This window comes from Streptococcus sp. GMD4S, assembly GCF_000296955.1.
Map to the genome: position 1 here is coordinate 1 of NZ_AJRE01000414.1, position 552 is coordinate 552.

The window sequence follows — 552 nt, forward strand, 5'->3', positions numbered from 1 at the left end:
TATCTGTAATTTGTTCCCCGAGCCAAGTTACAATCATACTACCTGCTGTGAGGATAATACCAATAGTAACAAAAACTTGTGGAGTTAACGCTGTCGTTAATAATTTTGCTCCAGATAGAGTATTAAATCCTGCTGTAATCCCGATAGATTGAACAAATGCAAGTACAAGTGCAATATAACGAGTAGCCTGATTTAGTTTTCTCCGTCCTACTTCCCCTTGTTTGCCCCATTCTACAAACTTCGGTAAAATATCCATTTGTAGCAATTGAACAACGATGGAAGCAGTGATATACGGACTTACTCCGAGTGCGAAAACGGAGAAGTTCTTCATGGCATTCCCTGAAACAAGACTAAGCATGTTCAAGAAAGATAAACCACTGAGAGCTTCTAAACTTTTTGCATTCACACCTGGAACAGTGATACTTGTCCCAATACGGAAAACAAGAATGATAAAAATTGTAAAGAGAATTTTTGATCGAACTTGTTTAACCTTGAGCGCTTCTTTTAGTAATTTAAAAAACATGGGTCACCTCTCTTAGATGACTTCTACAG

General features: G+C 37.7%; 1 protein-coding gene. It reads right to left on the reverse strand.

Features of this window, described 5'->3' with window-relative positions; genetic code table 11:
* Positions 1-523: preprotein translocase subunit SecY (locus GMD4S_RS10250; protein WP_000465384.1), on the reverse strand; the 523-nt coding region annotated here is incomplete at its 3' end.
* Between the last annotated feature and the right edge of the window lie 29 nt (positions 524-552).